The following is a 19,221-nucleotide window of genomic DNA, read 5'->3' on the forward strand; positions in this document are numbered from 1 at the left end:
CCACGGCGCCTTCCTGGCATCCCGATACGGTCCGCAGGGCTGCCGCCCAGGAAGCCCGGTCGGGTCGTGCGCGATCGGGCCCTCCGGCGCCCGGATCAGGCGACGATGTGCATCGCTCTGGCCGCGTCGGTGATCGCGCCCGACAGGCTCGGGTACACGCTGAACGCGCGAGCGAGCTGGTCGACCGTGAGCCGGTGCTCGACCGCCAGGGCGATCGGCAGGATCAGCTCGGAGGCGCGGGGCGCCGCGACGACGCCCCCGATGACCGTCCCCGACCCGGTGCGCGCGAACAGCTTCACGAAGCCGTCCTTCATGCTCTGCATCTTCGCCCGGGGGTTGGTCTCGAGCGCCAGCTTGTAGATCTCGCCCTGCGCGATGCCGTCCTCGATCTGCCGCTGCGTCCAGCCGACCGAGGCGATCTCCGGCGCCGTGAAGATGTTGCTCGACACGTTCCGCAGCTCGGTCGGCACGACGGCGTCGCCGAGCGCGTGGAACACGGCGGTGCGGCCCTGCTGCGAGGCGACGGAGGCGAGCGGCAGGAACGTCGTGCAGTCGCCGGCCGCGTAGACGGACGGGCGGGAGGTGGAAGCGACGCGGTTGACGCGGATGTGCCCCGACGCGTCCAGCTGCACGCCCGCCTCCTGCAGCCCGAGCCCCGCGGTGTTGGGCACGGATCCGACGGCCATGAGGCAGTGGCTGCCCCGGATCTGCCGGCCATCGGCGAGGGTGACGACGACCTCGTCGCCGTCGCGCTCGACCTTCGTCGCGCGGCTCTGCGACATCAGGTGCATGCCGCCGCGGGTGAAGACGTCCTCGAGCAGGGCCGCGGCGTCGGCGTCCTCGCCTGGCAGCACGCGGTCGCGGCTCGAGATCAGCGTCACCTCGCTGCCCAGCTGCATGTACGCGGAGGCGAACTCCGCGCCGGTCACGCCGGACCCGACAACGATGATGTGCTCCGGCACCTCGTCCAGCTCGTACAGCTGCGTCCAGGTGAGGATCCGCTCCCCGTCGGGCATGGCCGTCGGCAGCTTCCGCGGGCTCGCACCCGTCGCGATCACGGTGGTGTCGGCCTCGATCTCGTCGAAGTCGTGTGCGCGCTTGCCGTGCCCGGTCGAGACGATCACCTTGCCCGGCCCGTCGAGGCGCCCCTCACCGATCACGATCCGCACGCCGGCGTGCTCGAGGTTCGCGCGCATGTCCTCCGACTGCTGGTTCGCGAGGTCCTTGAGGCGCCGGTTCACCGCGCGGAGGTCGACCGCGACCACCGGGGCGACCTGGCGGCCGGCCTCGTTCGGCACCGAGAACCGCACGCCGAGCCGCGCGATGCGCTGGATGGCGCCCATCGAGTTCGCGGTCGCGATCAGCGTCTTGGAGGGCACGACGTCGGTCAGCACCGCGGAGCCGCCCACGCCGGAGCGCTCGATCAGCGTGGTCTCCGCGCCCAGCTGGGCTCCGGCCAGCGCCGCCTCGTACCCGCCGGGCCCGCCGCCGACGACGACGATCCGGTGGTTCCGCTCGAACTCGTAGCTCACCCCGTCACAGTATTCGCGCGCGCGGCGGCGTTGCAGCGGCCTGCCCCGCTGGTCGAGAGGCGAGCGCAGCGACCTCGAGACCACCCTGTCCGCATCAATAGGCTGCGGGGATGGCCGCGCCGTCGCTCGACGATCCCACCTCCCCGCCGACCGCCGTCGCGCAGCTCGCCGCCGCGGAGATCGCCCGCCGCACCGGCGTCGAGCGGCACGACGTCGCGCTGACGCTCGGCAGCGGCTGGGGGCAGGCCGCCGGCCGTCTCGGCGAGGTCGTCGCCCGCATCCCCGCGGAGGAGGTCCCCGGCTTCACCGCCTCCGGCATCCCCGGCCACTCGGGCACGCTGACCTCGGTGCGGCTGCCGAACGGCCTGCACGCGCTCGTGATCGGCGCGCGGACCCACTTCTACGAGGGCAGGGGCGTGCGCCGCGTCGTGCACAGCGTGCGCACCGCGGCGGCCGCGGGCGCCCGGATCATGGTGCTGACGAACGGCGCAGGCGGCATAGACCCGTCGTGGGAACCCGGCACCCCGGTCCTGATCTCGGACCACATCAACCTGACGGCCGCGTCGCCGCTCGAGGGCGCGACGTTCATCGACGTGACGGACCTGTACGCGAAGCGCCTGCGCGACCTCGCCCGCGAGGTCGACCCGAGCCTCGACGAGGGCGTCTACGTGCAGTTCCGCGGCCCGCAGTTCGAGACGCCCGCCGAGGTGCGCATGGCGCGCGCGATCGGCGGCACGATCGTCGGCATGTCGACCGCGCTGGAGGCGGTCGCGGCGCGGGAGGCGGGCGTCGAGGTGTTCGGCATCAGCCTGATCACGAACCTCGCCGCCGGCATCTCGGACAGCCCCCTGAACCACGAGGAGGTCCTGGAGGCCGGCCGGAACGCGGAGGAGCGCCTCGCGGGGCTGCTGTCGCGGATCGTGGTCCGCATCGCGGAGGACCTCGAGCGGCGATGAGCCCGCTCGAGGCCGCCGCCCGCGACTGGCTGGCGCTCGATCCCGACCCCGAGACGCGGGCCGAGATCGAGGCGCTGCTCGCCGACCACGACGGGAAGGGCCTCGCCGAGCGCTTCGGCGGCCGGCTCGAGTTCGGCACCGCCGGCCTGCGCGGGCCGCTCGGCGCCGGGCCGCTGCGGATGAACCGCGTCGTGGTGCAGCAGACCACGGCGGGACTCGCCCGGCACCTGCTGGCCCGCGGAGGCGCGCCGACGGCGGTCGTCGGCTACGACGGCCGCCGGAACTCCCGGGTCTTCGCCGAGGACGCCGCAGCCGTGCTCGCCGGCGCCGGGATCGCGGCCACGCTCCTCCCGCGCGCGCTGCCGACGCCCGTGCTCGCCTTCGCGGTCCGTGACCTCGCCGCCGACGCGGGGGTGATGATCACCGCGTCCCACAACCCGGCGCCGGACAACGGCTACAAGCTGTACCTGGGCGGCGCCGATGCCGGCTCGCAGCTGGTCCCGCCCGCCGACGGCGAGGTGCTCGCGCAGATCGAGGCGGTGGTCGCCGACGCGGCGCCGCTGCCACGCGCCGGGTACGCCGTCGCCGACGAGGGGGTGCTCGACCGCTACGTCGCCGCGACGGCCGCGATCCCCTCCGCCTCCCCCGCCGGGGACCTGCCGTGGGTGTACACGCCGATGCACGGCGTCGGCCTCGAGACCGCGCGGCGCGTGCTCGTCGCCGCCGGCCTGCCCGCGCCGGTCGTCGTGCCGGAGCAGGCCGAGCCGGACGGCTCCTTCCCGACCGCGCCCTTCCCGAACCCGGAGGAGCCTGGCACGCTCGATCTCGCGACCGCGCTCGCGACCGCCTCCGGCGCCGCGCTGGTTCTCGCGAACGACCCGGACGCCGATCGGCTCGCCGTGGCGGTCCCGCGCGACGACGGCTGGCACCGGCTGACCGGGAACCAGGTCGGCCTGCTGCTCGGCTGGCGGATCGCCTCGACGGCCGGCCCGGTCGGCGGCACGCTCGCCTGCTCGATCGTCTCGACGCCGGGGCTCGCGCGGATCGCCGAGCACTTCGGGTTCCTCGCCGTCGAGACCCTGACCGGGTTCAAGTGGATCTCCCGCGCGCCCGGCCTGCTCTTCGGGTTCGAGGAGGCGCTCGGCTACCTCGTCGATCCCGACGTGGTGCGGGACAAGGACGGGATCTCGGCGCTCGTCGCCGTGCTGGCCGCCGCGATCGAGCTGCGGCGCGGCGGCCGCACGCTGCTCGACCTGCTCGGCGACGTGGAGGCGGCGATCGGGCGGTTCGACTCGGACCAGGTCTCCGTGCGGGTCGACGACCTCGCGGAGATCGCGGCGATGACGGCCCGGCTGCGCTCCGCCCCGCCGTCGTCGATCGGGGGCCTGGCGGTGCTCGCGGCGGACGACCTGGCGTCGGGCGACGGCGGGCTGCCGGCCACCGACGCGCTGCGGTACTCCCTCGAGCGCGGCGCCCGCGTGATCGTGCGCCCCTCCGGCACCGAGCCGAAGCTGAAGGTGTACCTCGATGTGCACTCGGACGCGGCGACGCCGGAGGCGCGCGCGGCGGAGACGGCCGAGGCGCTGGACGCGCTGCGGGCCGGCGTCGGTCCCCTCCTCGGCCGCTGACCCCGGTCGTTCCGCGCGCCGGTTCCGTTTCGTAGGTCCACCAGACCTACGGAACGAAGGGAGGCCCACCGGACCTGCAGCACAGAGGGTGGACGGACGATGAACGGCGGCGCGCCCGGTCCGCGGGCCCGTGGCGCGCCGGGGTCGCGCGGCGGCATGCTGCGGGGGTGCACCGCTCCTCCGCCTCCCGCCCCCGCCGGCGGACCGTCGCGCTCACCGCCGCGACCGCGCTCGTCCTGTCCGTCGCCCCGCTCGGCGCCGTCGCCGCGCAGGCCGCACCGACGGCGGCCGTGTCCGCCGCCACGACGCGCGGCCTCCACGTCGTGCGGACCGACCACCTGAAGGGGACGGAGGGATCGCTCACCTACGACGTCGCGATCCCCGTGTTCGCGGGCTCCGGCGCCGCCGTCACGGTGAACCGGCGCGTCCGCTCCTCCGCCTGGACGACGATCCGCGCCACGGCGAAGGAGACGCTCGGAGGCGACCGGGTGCACCACACCCTCGGCGGCTCCGGCCGGGTGACGACGAACGACGGCAGGACCGTGCAGGTGGTCACCGAGTACGCCGACTACTTCGACCGCGCCGCGCATCCCACCGACACGGTGGCGACCGTCGCGCTCGTCGCGCGGACCGGTGCGCCGATCGTGCTGTCCGACGTGTTCAAGCACCAGCGCTCGGCGTTCACCGTGCTCGGCCGCGAGGTCGAGCGGATCGCCGCGAGGCAGGACGAGCCGGTCACCGACCGCAGCGGCCTGGCGCCGAGGGCGGCCAACTGGACGGCCTGGCAGACCACGCGCACCGGCTTCCAGGTCCACTTCCAGGACTACCAGCTGGGCGGCCACGGCCTCCGCGTGTACACCGTGCCGTGGAGGACCGTCGCGCCGCTGCTCTCCGCCGAGGCGAGGACGCTGCTCGCGCCCCGCCGCTGATCCCCGGGAGCCGAAAGCGCCAGGACTGGCGAAGTGGGCTACTCCAGGGCGTCGGCCAGCTTCCGCTCCAGCTCGACCTGATCGAGGATGTTGTCGACCACGATGATCTGCGCGTAGGTGCGGCCGATCGCGGCGACGTGCTCGGCCGTAGCCAGGACCACCTGCGCGTCCTCGCTCAGCCCGTGCACGTGCTCGCTGTCGGTGGCGCGCACGTCCGCCTCGATGCCGAGGCGCTGCAGCGCCCTCGTCGCGGTGACGCGGAGGATCTCGCTGGTCCCCACGCCGGCCCCGCACACGGTGAGGATCAGCACGCCGCCTCCTAGTCGATCGCCTCGAAGCCGCCGGTGATGCGGTCGACGAGCTCCTCGCGGTCCTCGAGCGGCAGGAACGCCGCCTCCGCCGCGTTCAGCTGGAACGTGAGCAGGTCGTCGAGGTCGTAGTCGAACGCCTCGGTCAGCAGCGCGAGCTCCTTCGACAGGCTCGTGCCGCTCATCAAGCGGTTGTCCGTGTTCACCGTCACGCGGAAGCCCAGCTGGTACAGCAGGTCGAAGGGGTGGTCCTCGAGCCGCTCGCCCCACTGCGCGATCGCGCCGGTCTGCAGGTTGGAGGACGGCGAGAGCTCGAGCGGGATCTCCCGGTCGCGCACCCACCGCGCGGTCCGGCCGACGGTCACGTACGACCGGTCGCCGTCCTCGCGCTCGACGACCAGGTCCTCCGCGATGCGCACGCCGTGCCCGAGGCGCAGCGCCCGGCCGTCGAGGAGAGCGGAGCGGATCGACTCGATGCCGTCCGCCTCCCCCGCGTGCACCGTCGCGGGGAAGCAGTGCTCGGCGAGGTAGTCGAACGCGATGCGGTGCCGGGAGGCGGGGAAGCCGGCCTCCGCGCCGGCGATGTCGAAGCCCACGACGCCCGCGTCGCGGTGGCGCACGGCGAGCTCCGCGATCTCGAGCGACCGCTCCGCGTGCCGCATCGCGGTGACCAGCTGGCCGACCCGGATCGTCCGCCCGCCGTGCCGCGCGGCGTCCACGCCGGCGTCGAGCCCGCGCTGCACCGCCTCCACCGCGCCGTCGAGCGACAGGCCGCCCTGCAGGTGCTGCTCGGGCGCCCAGCGCACCTCGCCGTACACGACGCCGTCGTCGGCGAGGTCGAGCACGAACTCCCGCGCCACCCGCTCGAGCGCGGGCGCGGTCTGCATGACGCCCGTCGTCACCGCGAACGTGGTGAGGTACTCGACCAGCGAGCCGGAGTCGGCGCGCTCGCGGAACCACGCGCCGAGCGCGTCCGCGTCGTGCTCCGGCACCCCGACCCCCGACTCGGCCGCGAGCTCGAGGATCGTCGCGGGCCGCAGCCCGCCGTCCAGGTGGTCGTGCAGGGACACCTTCGGCAGGGTCGCCGCATCGACGTCGCCCCACAACAGCCACCCCGCCACGAGGCCAGGGTAGCCCGGCGAGCCGTCGGGAGACCCTGGGGGATGTACCGGGAACCAGCGAGGTCAGGCGATGCGGGCGGCGACCAGAGGGCGCTCGGGGACCGGGGTCCCCGCCGGGGCGATCACGTGCGCGCCCGCGATCGCCTCGAGCCCGCGGGGCAGGCGGCCCGGGTCGTCGGTGAGCAGGGTCGCGAGCGGCTGCCCGGCCCGCACCACGTCGCCGCGCTTCGCGTGGAGGCGGACCCCGGCCGCGTGCTGCACGGCCTCGCCCTGCCGGGCGCGGCCGGCGCCGAGCCGCCACGCGGCCACCCCGACCGCCATCGCGTCCTGCTCGAGCAGCACGCCGTCCGCCTCCGCCACGACGGTGTGCCGCTCCCGCGCGACCGGCAGCGCGGCGTCGGGGTCGCCGCCCTGCGCCCGGATCATGCGCCGCCACACGTCCATCGCGCGCCCGTCGTCGAGCGCGGCCGCCGGGTCCGCGTCCGGCAGCCCGCCGAGCGCGAGCATCTCCGCCGCGAGGGCGAGGGTCAGCTCGCGCACGTCCGCAGGGCCTCCTCCCGCCAGCACCTCCACGCTCTCCTCGACCTCGATGGCGTTGCCGCTCGTCAGCCCGAGGGGCACGGACATGTCGGTGAGCAGGGCGACGGTGGTGACGCCCGCGTCGGTGCCGAGCGCGACCATCGTGCGCGCGAGCTCCTCCGCCATCGCGGACTCGCGCATGAAGGCGCCGGAGCCGAACTTGACGTCGAGCACGAGCGCGGCGGTCCCCTCCGCGATCTTCTTCGACATGATGCTGGAGGCGATCAGCGGGATCGACTCGACGGTCCCGGTGGTGTCGCGCAGGGCGTAGAGCCGCTTGTCGGCGGGCGCGAGGTCGCCGCCGGCGGCGCAGATCGCGGCCCCGACGTCGGCGAGCTGCGCACGCAGCGCCGCCGGATCGAGGTCGGGGCGCCACCCCGCGATCGACTCCAGCTTGTCGAGCGTGCCGCCGGTGTGGCCCAGCCCGCGGCCGGACAGCTGCGGCACCGCGATGCCGAAGGAGGCCACGAGCGGCGCGAGCGGCAGGGTGATCTTGTCCCCGACCCCGCCCGTGGAGTGCTTGTCGACCGTCGGCCGGCCGAGGCCCTCGAACGTCATCCGCTCGCCCGAGTCGATCATCGCGAGCGTGAGGTCGCGGATCTCCCGGCGGTCCATCCCGTTCAGCAGCACCGCCATCGCCCACGCGGCCATCTGCTCGTCGGCGACGACGCCGCGGGTGAACGCGTCGACCAGCCAGCGGATCCCGTCGGTCGGCAGCGTGCGCCGCTCCCGCTTCGCGACGATCAGATCCACGGCGTCGAATGCTTCGGTCACCGCGTCACGGTACGGCAGCGGCGCCGCCGGCGTCGTGGGCCGTCAGGGGCGCGGGTGCCGGTTGCCCCGCGCCACCAGGCCGCAGAGCAGCGCCAGCACGCAGGCGACGGGGAACCACAGGCCGCGCTCCCAGGGGCTGGAGGAGGCCAGGTTCGCGAGCGCGCCGAGCAGCAGCACGACGATCACGGCCCAGATCCCCCTCCCGAGGACCCCGCCGCCCGGGCCGAAGCCGGCACGCGCGGCGACGACGGACGCGCCCAGGATCCACACGCCGGCCGAGACCCCGCTCGCCGCGCGCAGCTCCACGGGCAGCACCCCCGGGTGCGTCCCGCCCCACGCGGCCCTGCCCAGCGGCGCTCCCGCGGCCAGCGCGACCTGGAACCCGGCGAGGGCGAGCACCCCGCCGATCGCAGCGACGGCCGCGCCGCGGACGAGACGGCTGGACATCACGGCTGCTCCTCCAGCGCCCGCAGGCTCTCCTCGGCCCACGCGATCGTCGCGAGGGCTCCGTGCCGGCCGGCGCCGAGCGTGATGCGCCAGTACGGCGCCCGGCTCGCGTGCTCGGGCTCCGTCGCGATCCCGGCCTCGATCGCCTCGTACCGGTCGAGCTGCTCCCGCGCCCGGTCCCGGGCCTCGACCAGCAGAGCGCGGCAGGCGGGCGCGCCGAGCACCTCCCCGAAGAACAGCCGCAGCAGCAGGCCGTTCCGCGCGGGCTCGACCCGCGCGGGTGCGGACAGCAGCTCGAGCAGCCGCTCCCGCCCCGAGGCCGTGATCGCGAAGGCGCCGTCCGGCTCGCGGCGGTCGACGAGTCCGCTCTGCTCCAGCGAGCGGAGGGTCGGGTAGATCTGCCCGTAGCTCTCGCTCCAGAAGTGCCCGAGCACGTCGCGGATCGCGGCGCGCACCGCGTAGCCGCTCATCGGCCCCGTGGTCAGCGCGCCGAGCACCGCCGCATCCGTCTGACTCGCTCGCACCACGGGATATATCTACCAGATACATCCCGGGTCCGTCGACCGGTCCAGGCGGATCGCGTCAGGGCCTCTGCAGCGCGACCGGCCCGACCGTCATGAACTCCGGTCCGGGCGAGCAGGCGACGGCCTCCGGGTCCTCGACGAAGAACGCCCGCTTCGAGTGCGGCGGGTACACCCGGTACCCGCCGCCGCGCACCACGGTGCAGCCGTCGAGCGGGCCGCCGTCCGGAGCGATGTTGGTGATCCGCAGCGTCGCGACCGCCGTCGCGCCGTCCGCGAGCGTCACGGTCCTGACCCCGGTCTGGAGGCGGTCGGCGGGCCGCCCCAGCTGCGTGCCGTCCCCCTCCCCCACCACCGAGACGCCGGGCGCGCCCCGCAGCACGCACGTCTCCCCGCCGGTGTTCGTGAAGAAGACGGTCGAGTAGCGGCTGCCGGCCGCGCCGCCGTCGGCGTCCGGCGCGACCGCGACCCCGATCGCGTCGTCGGGGCACTGGCCCTTCGGCCGGTTCGGGTCGAGCCCGGCCGGCGTCGGTGCCGGCTCCGGGTCCTGCCCGGGGTCCGCGGTGCTCGCGGCCGTCGGGGAGGGGGTCGGCGTCATGGTCGGCGTCGGCGTCGCGATGGTCGGAGCGACGGTCACCGACGGCGTCCTCATGGACTGCGTCGCCTGCGATCCGCAGCCGGTCAGCAGGAGCAGGGACAGCGCGGCCGCGGCCGCTCCACCGACGAAGCGCATGCGCGCACGCTACGACCGGGAGGTCCCCTGATCGCGGAGGCCGGGCGGGACGGCGCCGTGCACCACGCGGCCGCGCACGACGACGGCCACGATCGCCTCCAGTGCGAGCGCGCCGAGGTCCCGCCACGGCGCGCCGCGGACGAGCACGAGGTCCGCCTTCGCACCCGGCACGAGCCGGCCCAGGTCGTCGCGGCCGATCGCGGCGGCCGCGCGGGAGGTCGCGGACCGCAGCGCGCGCTCGGCCGACCAGCCGAGCACCTCGGCCATCCTGACGAGCTCCAGGTGCTCCTCCCCGAAGCCGACGTGGAAGCCGTTCGCATCGGTGCCGAGCACGAGGTCGACCCCGGCCGCGACGGCGGCCCGGAGGCGCTGGTCCCGCTCCGCCACGAGCTCGACCGCCTTCGCCGCCTGCTCGGGCGAGGCGCCGCGGCCCGCGGCGATCCGGTCGTTGATCAGCAGCGTCGGCGCGACGGTGATCCCCGCCGCCGCGATCCGCGCCGCCTGCTCGGCGGTGACGAGCGTGCCGTGCTCGATGGAGTCGACGCCCTCGTCGAGCGCCAGCTCGATGCCCGCCTCGGTGTGCGCGTGCGCGGCGACCCGCAGGCCGAGCGCGTGCGCCTCGTCGACGATGGCGGCGACCTCCGCGCGGGTGTAGCCCCGCCAGCCGGGGCGGTCGCCGACGGACAGGACCCCGCCGCTGGTGGCGATCTTGATGCCGTCCGACCCCGATCGCGCCCAGTGCCGCACGAGGCGCCGGCACTCGTCGGGTCCGTCCGCCACCGGCGGGCGGTCGACGACCGCGGGCGGCGTGAACAGGTCCGCGTGCCCGCCGGTCATGCCGACGACGCCGTGCGCAACGAGCCGCGGCCCCTGCACCACCCCCGCGTCGAGCGCGCGCCGGAGGGAGAACTGCACGTCGTCCGCGGCGAGGTCGCGCAGGGTCGTGACGCCGGCGGCCAGGGCGCGGCGGGCGTTCGCGAGGCCGTGCAGCACCCGCTCCTCCGCCCGCGTCGTGAGCGGCCAGGTGAGGAAGTCGACGCGCGCGCCGGTGGACTCGCCGATCAGGTGCACGTGGGTGTCGATGAGGCCGGGCACCGCGGTGAGGCCGGAGGAGGCGCTCGCCGGCTCCACCGAGGCGACGACCGCGTCGCTGCCCGCGTGCGCGAACCGCAGGGTGGACGGGCCGCGATGGGCGGTGCCGTCCCAGAGGTCGACGCCCTCGAGATCCGTGAGCATGAGCCGTCCTTCCGACCCGCCGAGTCTTCCAGACCGCCCCGCCGATCCTGCGGCCCGCGCTCCGGGCTCCGGGCTCCGGGCTCCGGGCTCCGGGAGGCCCGAGCACTTCAGCAGGAAGAATTCGCTCCGGCAGGAAGAACCGGCCCGATTCTTCCTGCCGACGTGGATCCTTCCTGCCGACGTGCTCCGTTCTTCCTGCTGTCGGACTCCGGGACCCGTGCCGCCCGAGGGTGCCCTGCCCCCATTGGCCGGCGGATGACCGCTCCGCGGGCCGGTGCTCGGCCGCGGGGCCGATGACCGCGTCGAGCGCGATCCCTAGGCTGCTCGCGTGCCTCCGGTGGACCTGATCGTGACCGATGCGACCGTGCTCACCCACACCGAGCCGGCCGCGCCCGGCTACCCCGACGACCCGGCCGCGCGGCGGGCGACCGCGGTGCTGCTCGAGCACCACGACATCGGCGTTCTCGACGGCGTGATCGCGTGGGTGCGCCCCACCGGCACGACCCCTGAGGCGGAGCGCGCCGGCGCCCGCGCGCTGGACGGCCGCGGCCGGCTCGCCATGCCGGGGCTGATCAACTGCCACACCCACTCCGCGATGACCATGTTCCGCGGCTCGGCGGAGGACGTGCCGGTGCACTCCTGGTTCAACGACCACATCTGGCCGATGGAGGTGAACATGACCCCGCGGGACGTCGCCCTCGGGGCACGGCTCGCGATCGGCGAGATGCTGCTGGCCGGGGTCACGACGTTCGCCGACCACTACTTCTCGATGGACGAGATCGCGAAGGAGGTGTCGGCCGCGGGTGCGCGGGCGGTGCTGGCACCGACCTACTTCTCCTCCGAGGGCCCGGCCGGGCTCGACCGCTCCGCCGCGTTCGCGGCCGAGTGGCACGGCGCCGCCGACGGCCGCATCACCGCGATGCTCGGCCCGCACGCGACGTACACGGTCGACGACGCCGACCTCGAGCGCACCGCGCGGATCGCGACCGAGCTCGGCGTCCGCGTCCACATCCATGCCGCGGAGGGCATGTTCCAGACCGACTCGAGCCTCGAGAGCCGCGGCGTCACGCCGATGCAGGTGCTGCACGACACGGGCGTGCTCGAGGCCGGCGCGATCATCGCGCACGGCGCCGGCATCACCCCGGACGACGTGCGCTGGCTCGCGCCGGTTGCGGACCGGATCGGTGTCGCCGCGTGCGACAAGGTCTACCTGAAGCACGCGCAGCAGAGCACGACGCCGGTGCGGCTGCTGCACGACGCGGGCGTCCCGGTCGGCATCGGCACCGACGGGCCCGCCTCCGGCAACACCCTCAGCGTGCTGGAGAGCCTGCGCCTGCTCGCCCTGGTCGAGAAGCAGAAGGAGGCGGACGCGACGTGGCTGACGAGCGCGCACGCGCTCGATCTCGCCACGCGGCAGAGCGCGCTGACCGCGGGGCTCGGCGACCGCGTCGGCGCCCTGCTCCCCGGTCGGCGGGCCGACGTCGTGCTCGTCGCGCTCGACCGCCCGCACCTCCAGCCGCTGCACGACGTCGCCGCCGCGCTGGTGCTCAGCGTCCAGGAGGCGGACGTCCGCACCGTGCTCGTCGACGGTCGGGTCGTGGTCGACGAGGGGCGGCTGACCACGATCGACGTGCAGGAGGCGATCGACGGCCTCACCGCCCGGGTCCCGCAGCTGCGGGACCGCTCGCACGGCCGCCGCATCCAGGACTACGCGCCGTGATCGGCTCCCTCGGTCAGGCTGTTCTCGCCGACACGTCGCTCAGGGACGATGCCGGCCCCGCGCACCGCCGGAACGACCTGAACGAGGAGACGTGCTGAGGGCGGAGGACGCGACGGCCCCGCAGCTGGTCGCCCACCTCTCCGGCGGCCGCGGCGTCGCGGTGCTGCCGGTCGGCGCGCTCGAGCAGCACGGGCCGCACCTCCCGCTCGCCACGGACACGCTGACCGCGCAGGCCGTCGCGGACCGGGTGGCGGACGCGCTCGACGCGGCGCTGCTGCCGGCCGTCGGGTACGGCGCGACCTGGAACATGTCCGGCTACCCGGGCACGGTGACGCTGCGCCCGGAGACGGTGGAGGCGTTGGCCGTCGACATCGGTCGGGGCGCCGCGGCGGCCGGCGCCCGGCTGCTGGTGGTCGTCAACGGCGACTGGGGCAACCGCGCGCCCCTCGCCCGCGCGGCGGCCGCGTTGCAGGCGGACGGGGTCCGGGCCGTGGTGCTCGACCATCCCGGCCTCGACGAGGCGGCGGAGCGCCTCCGGGAGTCCCGGCCGGCGGCGCCGGGCCTGATGCACGCGGAGGAGATCGAGACCTCGCTCGTGCTGGCGATCGCCCCGCGCCTCGTGCAGGGCGGCGCGGCGGCGGTCTACCCCGACTTCCCGCCGGGGTTCGGCTCGGTGCCGATGCGCATGCACCCCTTCAGCGAGTCCGGCGTCTTCGGCGACCCGGGCCCGGCGACGGCCGCGAAGGGCGCCGCCCTGCTGGACGCGGTGGTGACCGAGTCCCTCCGCCTGATCGAGGGCCTCCTCGCCTCCCTCTGAGCACTTCAGCAGGCTGTCCGCGCTTCAGCAGGCTGCCAGGCGCCCCTGCGGCCTGCTCAAGTGCGCGCGACCTGCTCAAGTGCGCGCGTCCTGCCGAAGTGCTCGTGGCCTGTACAAGTGCTCGGTGAGCACTTCGGCAGGCTGTCCGCGCTTCAGCAGGCTGCCAGGCGGCCCTGCGGCCTGCTCAAGTGCTTGCAGCCTGCTGAAGCTCGCGCTCAGCCCTTGAGGTACGGCCGCCCGGCCGCGGCCGGCCCACGCACGCGGCCGACCAGGCCCGCGACCGCGATGATCGTGACGACGTAGGGCAGGGTCAGCAGGATGTCGGACGGCACGGGGCTGCCGACGATCCCCAGGATGTTCGCCACCTGGCTCGCGAAGCCGAACAGCAGGCCCGCGGCGGAGGCTCGCAGCGGGTCCCAGCGGCCGAAGATCACCGCTGCGAGGGCGATGTAGCCCGCGCCGGAGGTGATGTTCTGGCTGAACGACCCGACCGAGCCGAGCGTGAAGTACGCGCCGCCGAGCCCCACGATCGCGCCCGCGAGCGCCACGTTCCAGAACCGCGTCGCCGACACGTTGATGCCGACGGTGTCGGCGGCCTGCGGGTGCTCGCCGACCGCGCGCAGCCGGAGGCCCCAGCGGGTGCGGGTCAGCCCGATCCACACCACGACCACCGCGACGATCATCAGGTACGTGACGATCGACTGGTCGAACAGCACGGCGCCGATCACCGGGATCAGGGACAACCCTGGGATCGCGAGGTTCGAGAACGTCGGCGGCGAGTTGAGCACGTCCGTCGACGGGATCAGCACCGCCTGGTACAGGAACGTGGTCAGCCCGAGCACCAGCACGTTCAGCACGACGCCGACGATCACCTGGTTGACGACGTACTTGATCGACAGCGCGGCCAGCACGAACGAGACCAGGGTGCCGGCGACGACCGCCCCGATCAGGCCCACGAGCAGGTTCTGCGTGACGGAGGCGAGCACGGCGGACACGAACGCGCCGGCGAGCAGCTGGCCCTCGATCGCGATGTTCACGATGCCGACGCGCTCGGAGACGACCCCGCCGAGCGCGCCGAAGATCAGCGGCGCGGCGAGCGCGAGCGAGCCGGTCAGCAGGCCGATGATCGGCAGCCGCTGGCCCGCGGTCGCCCAGACGAGGAAGCCGACGACGAGCAGCAGCGCGAACACGACGACGATCCAGCGCGGGGCGGCGCCGCGGAGGCGGACCAGCGCCGTCGCGGCGACGGCGAGCAGCACGGCGAGCACGGCGACGACGAGCCCGGTGCCGCGCACCGGGAACCCGACGGCCGGCAGCGTGATCGTGCCCGTCTGCGCGAAGGAGAACGTCGAGACGCCGTCCCGGGCGAAGACCACGAACAGCAGGATCGCCAGCACGGAGAAGGCGCCGAGCGCGATCGGGGTCTTGTAGCTCACGCCCTTCACCGCGGAGGGGGCCACGGCCGTCGCGGTCATGCCGTCACCGCCTTGGGCTGCGGCAGGCGGAAGATCGTGCGCACCAGCGGCGGCGCGGCGATGAAGAGCACGATCACCGACTGCACGACCTGCACCGCGTTGATGTCGACGTTCTGCGCCGCCTGCATCGTGTAGCCCCCCGCCTGGAACACCCCGAACAGGATCCCCGCCCAGAACACGCCCCACGGCCGCGAGCGGCCGAGCAGCGCCACCGTGATCGCGTTGAAGCCGATGCCGGCGTCGACGCCGCTCGTGAAGCCCGTGGTCGTGGTGCCGAGCACCTGGTACACGCCGGCGAAGCCGACGAGCACGCCGGAGATCACCATGGCCGCGGTGAGGACGCGGTCCACCTCGATGCCCGCGACGCGGGCGGCGCGCGGGTTCTCGCCGACCGCGCGCATCTTGAACCCGATGCTCGAGCGGGACAGCAGCCAGGAGCAGGCGAAGGTCGCGGCGATCGCCAGCAGGAAGCCGACGTTGACGTGGTAGTCGGGCGGCAGCACCGGGAAGAACACGGCGCTCGCGTTCGTGGGCGGGCTGATCGGGTTCACCGACTTCGGGTCCTGCAGCAGCGGCGTCTGCAGCGCGAAGTCGAGCAGGTAGTAGACGACGTAGTTGAGCATGATCGTGACGATCACCTCGTTCGCGCCGGTGCGGGCCTTCAGCACCCCGACGAGGCCGGCGAGCAGACCGCCTCCCAGCAGGCCGAACAGCACCGCGACGAGCAGCGTGATCACCGGCGGGCCGTCCCAGGTGAAGCCGACGTAGCCGGCGAACGCTGCGCCCATCAGCACCTGGCCCTGGCCGCCGATGTTGAAGACGCCCGAGCGGAACGCGACCGCGATGCCGAGCCCCGCGGCGATCAGCGGCGTCGCGAAGCCGATCGAGTGGCCGAGGGACTGGAGGGCGACGAGCGGGTTCGTCTGCGAGAAGTCGTAGACGCCGCCCTGGAACAGCGCGGCGTAGGAGCCGGAGACGCACGCCCAGATCGCCGCGAGCATGTCGGTGGGCCGCGCGAAGAAGTACCCGGCGGTGCTCTGCACCGTGGGGTTCGTCGCCGCGATCAGCACCGCGCCGACGACGAGGGCGATCACGACCGCGAGCACCGTGGTCAGCGCGCTGCCGTCGCGGATCGCGATCAGCGTCGCGCGGAACCGGCCGTCCGGCTGCTTCGGCAGCCGTGCGCGCTCCTCCGGCGGGATCTGGTCGGGATCGACCCCGCCGCCGACGAGCCCGGTGTCGCCGACCGGGACGGCGCCGGCCGCGCTCGTGCCGGTCACGCCGCGACCTGCACGCCGTCGGGCAGCTCGCCGGCCATCATCAGGCCGAGCACGTCGCGGGACGTGTCGCCGGCCACGATGCCGACGATCCGGCCCCGGTACATCACCGCGATCCGGTCGGCGAGCGCCGCGACCTCGTCCAGCTCGGTCGAGATCACGATCACCGGCACCCCTTCGTCCCGCGTCGCCACGATGCGCTCGTGCACGAACTCGATCGAGCCCACGTCGAGCCCGCGCGTCGGCTGCGCGGCGACGAGCAGACGAAGGGAGCGGGAGAGCTCCCTGGCCAGCACGACCTTCTGCTGGTTCCCGCCGGACAGCCGGCCGACATGCGTGTCGATGCCCTGCGCGCGGACGTCGAACTCCTTGACGGTCGCGGCGGCGAACGACTCCAGGTCGCGGCGCTGCACCGCGCCGCCCTTGACGAACGGGGCGCCGTCCGACCGGTCGAGCATGAGGTTCTCGGCGATGGAGAACTCCGCGACCAGCGCGTCCTCCTGGCGGTCCTCCGGCACGAAGCCGACCCCGGCGTCGAGCACCTGGCGCACGGACAGGCCCGTCAAGGCGCGCCCGTCGAGCACGACCGAGCCCCGCACGTCCTCCTGCAGCCCGAGGATCGCCTCCGTCAGCTCGGTCTGCCCGTTGCCCTGCACCCCGGCGATCGCCAGGATCTCGCCGCGCCGCACGACGAGGTCGACGTCGTCGACGACGACCTGGCCGGCCGGGTCGAGCACGGTGAGGCCCGAGACCGCGAGGCCGGTGTCGCCGCCGCCGGAGGGGGTGCGCTGCACGGTCAGCTCGACGCTGCGGCCGACCATCAGGGACGCGAGCTCGGCGTTGGAGGCGGTGGGCTCGGCCTCGCCGACGACCTTGCCGAGCCGGACCACGGTGATGCGGTCCGCGACCTCGCGGACCTCGCGCAGCTTGTGGGTGATGAACACGATCGCGGTGCCGGCGTCCTTCAGCTGGCGCATGATCGCCATCAGCTCGTCGGTCTCCTGCGGGGTGAGCACGGCGGTCGGCTCGTCGAACACCAGGACCTTCGCGTCCCGCGAGAGGGCCTTCACGATCTCGACGCGCTGCTGCACGCCCACCGGCAGGTCCTCGACGAGCGCGTCGGGGTCGAGGTCGAAGCCGAAGCGGGCGGAGATCTCCGTCACGCGCCTGCGGGCGGCGGGCAGGTCGAGGAAGCCGCCGCGGGTCTGCTCGTGGCCGAGCATCAGGTTCTCGGCGACCGTGAACACGGGCACGAGCATGAAGTGCTGGTGCACCATGCCGATGCCGGCGCGCATGGCGTCGCCGGGGCCCGCGAAGTGCTGCACGTCGCCGTCGAGCCGGATCTCCCCCGAGTCGGCCTTCAGCAGGCCGTAGAGGATGTTCATCAGCGTCGACTTGCCCGCGCCGTTCTCCCCCAGCAGGCAGTGGATCTCGCCCGGTTCGACGACGAGGTCGATGTGGTCGTTCGCGATCAGGGCGCCGAACGCCTTGGTGATGCCGTGGAGCTCGAGGCGCACGTGCTCTCCCAGGAACGAGGCCGGAGCCGGGCGGACGCCCGGCTCCGGCCAGGGACGGGTTACTTCAGGGTGGTCGCCGCCGGCGAGTCGACCGTGATCGACCCGTCGATGATGCCCGCCTTGATGGTGTCCAGCTCGCTCGACAGGGTCGAGGGCACCTTCGACTCGTAGTCGTGGAACGGGGCGAGTGCGACGCCGCCGTTCTTCAGGTCGCCGATGTAGGTGGAGTTGTCGAAGGTCCCGCCCTTCGCCGCGTCCTCGGTCGCCGTCTGCGCAGCGACGTCGACCTGCTTGATGATCGAGGTCAGGATGAGCGCCTTCACGCTCGGGTCCGACTCGAACACGTCGGCGTCCACGCCCTCGAGGACCGCGTCCGACTTCGCCGCCGTGATGGCCTTGCCCGCGCCCTGGTAGAGGGAGCCGGCGACCGGGACGATGACGTTCGCGCCCTGGTCGAGGAACCCGCTCGCGATCTGCTTCGACTTGTTCTGGTCGGTGAAGTTGCCGACGAACGAGCCGTTCTGCGACTTCACGCTCCAGCCGAGCATCTTGACGTCGGCCTTCTTCTGCGAGTTGTAGTACGCGACGCCGTCCGCGATGCCGTCCATGAAGATCGTGACGGTCGGGAACTTCTGGCCGCCGTAGGTCGCGACGGCCGGGCTCTTCGAGACCTTGTCCGCGTACGCGGCCGCGGCGTAGCCGCCGAGGAAGCCCGCCTCGCTGGTCTTGAACACGACGTCCTTGACGTTCGGCAGCACCGGCGTGGTGGTGTTGTCGATCATCACGTAGTCGATCTTCGGGTTCGCCTTCGCGGACGCGACCAGCGGGTCGCCGAACTGGAAGCCGGCGGCGACGATCGAGTTGCACTTCTGCGCGACGAGGCTCGCGAACGCGGGCGCGTAGTCGGTGGAGGTCTGCGACTGCACCTTCTTGGCGGTGGTGCCGAGCGTCTTCGCGGCCGCCTGGACCCCCTCCAGCGACAGCTGGTTGAAGGAGTGGTCGTTGAAGCCGCCGACGTCGCCGACCACGCAGGGCAGGAAGGTCGACGCCGACGCCCCGGCGGAGCCGGTGGCCGTCGAGCTGGGAGCCGAGCCGCAGCCGGTCAGGAGGGCGACGGAGCCGAGCGCCGCGACGGCGCCGAGTCCGATCCGCGTGGTGAGCGATGTCAAAGAAGGACCCTTCGTCAGGTGCTGTTCCGCCGCGGAGCGGGTGAGGGGCTCCGCGGACCGTCGGTCAGGGTAGGACGGCCGTGTTACGAAGGATGACGCGATCGGGGCGCGAGCGCCAGGCGTTATCGATCCGATATTTCCCCCGGAAGCGGGGGCTTCAGTCCGTGTCGGGGCGGCCGTCGGCGAAGGCGGCCAGCTGGCGGGGGCCGAACGCGTCGGGCAGCACCTGGTCGATGGTGCGCAGGCCGGAGACCGTCTCCAGCACCATGCCGGGCGCCGCGTGCTCGACGAGCAGCTGCCGGCAGCGGCCGCACGGCATGAGCACCCGTCCGTCGCCGTCGACGCAGGCGAACGCGGTCAGCAGCCCGCCCCCGGTCATCACGAGCGCGGACACCATCGAGCACTCGGCGCAGAGCGTGACGCCGTAGGAGGCGTTCTCGACGTTGCAGCCGGAGACGATGCGGCCGTCGTCGACGAACGCG

18 protein-coding genes are annotated in these 19,221 nt (G+C 73.9%); 5 read left to right on the plus strand and 13 right to left on the minus strand.

The annotated features are described in order from the left end of the window. Positions 1-95: 95 nt before the first annotated feature. Entirely contained in the window at positions 96-1,532 is a 1,437-nt protein-coding gene (locus ACFE60_RS05430; RefSeq protein WP_375387826.1) for an NAD(P)H-quinone dehydrogenase, read from the minus strand. Between the two features lie 110 nt (positions 1,533-1,642). On the opposite strand from ACFE60_RS05430, the gene ACFE60_RS05435 reads away from it, so the two are divergent. The 3 genes from ACFE60_RS05435 (at position 1,643) to ACFE60_RS05445 (ending at position 5,045) form a co-directional block, all read left to right on the plus strand. Continuing rightward, positions 1,643-2,488: a purine-nucleoside phosphorylase gene (locus ACFE60_RS05435; RefSeq protein ID WP_375387827.1), complete on the plus strand. Its 846-nt coding sequence runs from the start codon at positions 1,643-1,645 to the stop codon at positions 2,486-2,488. Beyond that, positions 2,485-4,116: a phospho-sugar mutase gene (locus tag ACFE60_RS05440; RefSeq protein ID WP_375387828.1), complete on the plus strand. Its 1,632-nt coding sequence runs from the start codon at positions 2,485-2,487 to the stop codon at positions 4,114-4,116. The genes ACFE60_RS05435 and ACFE60_RS05440 overlap by 4 nt, the downstream gene beginning before the upstream one ends. A 167-nt stretch (positions 4,117-4,283) precedes the next feature. Then, positions 4,284-5,045: a hypothetical protein gene (locus ACFE60_RS05445; protein WP_375387829.1), complete on the plus strand. Its 762-nt coding sequence runs from the start codon at positions 4,284-4,286 to the stop codon at positions 5,043-5,045. Between the two features lie 38 nt (positions 5,046-5,083). Here the strand turns inward: ACFE60_RS05445 and ACFE60_RS05450 are convergent, their stop codons facing one another. From ACFE60_RS05450 to ACFE60_RS05480, 7 genes are all read right to left on the minus strand, one after another. Continuing rightward, complete coding sequence (locus tag ACFE60_RS05450) at positions 5,084-5,356, minus strand: PTS sugar transporter subunit IIB (RefSeq protein ID WP_375387830.1); 273 nt, start codon at positions 5,354-5,356, stop codon at positions 5,084-5,086. Between the two features lie 8 nt (positions 5,357-5,364). Next, complete coding sequence (locus tag ACFE60_RS05455; protein ID WP_375387831.1) at positions 5,365-6,474, minus strand: adenosine deaminase; 1,110 nt, start codon at positions 6,472-6,474, stop codon at positions 5,365-5,367. 63 nt (positions 6,475-6,537) lie between these two features. Continuing rightward, the gene (locus tag ACFE60_RS05460) at positions 6,538-7,827 is read right to left on the minus strand and encodes a thymidine phosphorylase (protein WP_375387832.1); all 1,290 of its coding nucleotides are present in this window, start codon (positions 7,825-7,827) and stop codon (positions 6,538-6,540) included. 42 nt (positions 7,828-7,869) lie between these two features. Next, on the minus strand, positions 7,870-8,274 hold the full coding sequence (locus tag ACFE60_RS05465) for a hypothetical protein (protein WP_375387833.1): 405 nt from the start codon (positions 8,272-8,274) through the stop codon (positions 7,870-7,872). Next, positions 8,274-8,801: a PadR family transcriptional regulator gene (locus ACFE60_RS05470; RefSeq protein WP_375387834.1), complete on the minus strand. Its 528-nt coding sequence runs from the start codon at positions 8,799-8,801 to the stop codon at positions 8,274-8,276. The genes ACFE60_RS05465 and ACFE60_RS05470 overlap by 1 nt, the downstream gene beginning before the upstream one ends. 55 nt (positions 8,802-8,856) lie before the next feature. After that, entirely contained in the window at positions 8,857-9,528 is a 672-nt protein-coding gene (locus tag ACFE60_RS05475) for a DUF4232 domain-containing protein (protein WP_375387835.1), read from the minus strand. Positions 9,529-9,537: 9 nt separating this feature from the next. Next, positions 9,538-10,764 carry an amidohydrolase family protein gene (locus tag ACFE60_RS05480; RefSeq protein ID WP_375387836.1) on the minus strand — a complete coding sequence of 409 codons (1,227 nt, stop codon included), beginning with the start codon at positions 10,762-10,764 and terminating at the stop codon, positions 9,538-9,540. A gap of 328 nt (positions 10,765-11,092) precedes the next feature. On the opposite strand from ACFE60_RS05480, the gene ACFE60_RS05485 reads away from it, so the two are divergent. Together ACFE60_RS05485 and ACFE60_RS05490 are read left to right on the plus strand one after the other, a co-directional pair. Next, positions 11,093-12,484, plus strand: coding sequence for an amidohydrolase (locus ACFE60_RS05485; RefSeq protein WP_375387837.1), 1,392 nt, complete (start codon positions 11,093-11,095; stop codon positions 12,482-12,484). 91 nt (positions 12,485-12,575) lie between these two features. Further along, complete coding sequence (locus ACFE60_RS05490) at positions 12,576-13,301, plus strand: creatininase family protein (protein WP_375387838.1); 726 nt, start codon at positions 12,576-12,578, stop codon at positions 13,299-13,301. A 215-nt stretch (positions 13,302-13,516) separates the two neighbouring features. Here the strand turns inward: ACFE60_RS05490 and ACFE60_RS05495 are convergent, their stop codons facing one another. The 5 genes from ACFE60_RS05495 to ACFE60_RS05515 all read right to left on the minus strand — a co-directional run. Beyond that, complete coding sequence (locus ACFE60_RS05495; RefSeq protein ID WP_375387839.1) at positions 13,517-14,776, minus strand: ABC transporter permease; 1,260 nt, start codon at positions 14,774-14,776, stop codon at positions 13,517-13,519. Continuing rightward, positions 14,773-16,056, minus strand: a complete 1,284-nt coding sequence (locus tag ACFE60_RS05500; protein WP_375387840.1) for an ABC transporter permease — start codon at positions 16,054-16,056, stop codon at positions 14,773-14,775. The genes ACFE60_RS05495 and ACFE60_RS05500 overlap by 4 nt, the downstream gene beginning before the upstream one ends. After that, entirely contained in the window at positions 16,053-17,570 is a 1,518-nt protein-coding gene (locus ACFE60_RS05505; RefSeq protein WP_375387841.1) for an ABC transporter ATP-binding protein, read from the minus strand. Before ACFE60_RS05505 ends, ACFE60_RS05500 begins: the two co-directional genes overlap by 4 nt. 59 nt (positions 17,571-17,629) lie before the next feature. Beyond that, complete coding sequence (locus tag ACFE60_RS05510) at positions 17,630-18,739, minus strand: BMP family protein (protein WP_375387842.1); 1,110 nt, start codon at positions 18,737-18,739, stop codon at positions 17,630-17,632. 157 nt (positions 18,740-18,896) lie between these two features. Continuing rightward, a partial coding sequence (locus ACFE60_RS05515; protein ID WP_375387843.1) for a cytidine deaminase occupies positions 18,897-19,221 on the minus strand: 325 nt, incomplete at its 5' end.

Origin of the sequence: uncultured Amnibacterium sp. (assembly GCF_964245895.1) — a bacterium.
GTDB lineage: Bacteria > Actinomycetota > Actinomycetes > Actinomycetales > Microbacteriaceae > Amnibacterium.

What these genes read in the sequence shown, in the direction of transcription:
- ACFE60_RS05435 (WP_375387827.1), top strand. Translation starts at nt 1,643, where the DNA reads ATGGCCGCGCCGTCGCTCGACGATCCCACCTCCCCGCCGACCGCCGTC.
- ACFE60_RS05440 (WP_375387828.1), top strand. Translation starts at nt 2,485, where the DNA reads ATGAGCCCGCTCGAGGCCGCCGCCCGCGACTGGCTGGCGCTCGATCCC.
- ACFE60_RS05465 (WP_375387833.1), bottom strand. Translation starts at nt 8,274, where the DNA reads ATGTCCAGCCGTCTCGTCCGCGGCGCGGCCGTCGCTGCGATCGGCGGG.
- ACFE60_RS05475 (WP_375387835.1), bottom strand. Translation starts at nt 9,528, where the DNA reads ATGCGCTTCGTCGGTGGAGCGGCCGCGGCCGCGCTGTCCCTGCTCCTG.
- ACFE60_RS05480 (WP_375387836.1), bottom strand. Translation starts at nt 10,764, where the DNA reads ATGCTCACGGATCTCGAGGGCGTCGACCTCTGGGACGGCACCGCCCAT.
- ACFE60_RS05495 (WP_375387839.1), bottom strand. Translation starts at nt 14,776, where the DNA reads ATGACCGCGACGGCCGTGGCCCCCTCCGCGGTGAAGGGCGTGAGCTAC.